General features: G+C 56.2%; 1 protein-coding gene. It reads right to left on the bottom strand.

The window, feature by feature from the left end; genetic code table 11:
• The coding region (locus tag EOC94_RS33660) for a hypothetical protein (protein ID WP_210212113.1) at positions 1-202 on the bottom strand (202 nt) is incomplete at its 3' end.
• Between the last annotated feature and the right edge of the window lie 234 nt (positions 203-436).

The raw sequence follows: 436 nt of genomic DNA, 5'->3' as shown, positions 1-436 counted from the left end.
TCAGCGCACCGATCAGTCCCACCACCAGTAAAACGGCGAAACTCGGCCAGACCTGACGCAGATAATAAAGATAGAAAGGCAGAACCTGATCCGGCGGCTCAGCAGCCGGTGCCTCACGGAAGATGTCGATCATTCGCTCGAAACGGCGAAACAGCATAGCGATCCCCTTTATGATATCCCTGCCGGCGTTGCTGGTTTCCATGCCATTTCAACGCCGTAAAGAGGAAAGCTTAGTGCAAATCGCCGGGATTGCGGCCGGTTATTTCTTCAGCACCGCATCTTTTTGCAGCAGCGACAGGACAAACGCCAGCACCATCACGCACGCGGCAATCAGATATACCGAGTGCAGCGCCGAACCAAATGCCTGCAAATAATCAGCGCGGATGGCGGCCGGTAATTCCTGCACCGCCTGCGCGCTGAGTGAGCGGGGAAGCAC

It is taken from the genome of Mesorhizobium sp. M6A.T.Ce.TU.016.01.1.1, assembly GCF_003997065.1.
GTDB classification, from domain to species: Bacteria; Pseudomonadota; Alphaproteobacteria; order Rhizobiales; family Rhizobiaceae; genus Mesorhizobium; species Mesorhizobium mediterraneum.
Note: the sequence above shows the minus strand (reverse complement) of the source record. Positions and strands in the feature narration are given on the sequence as shown.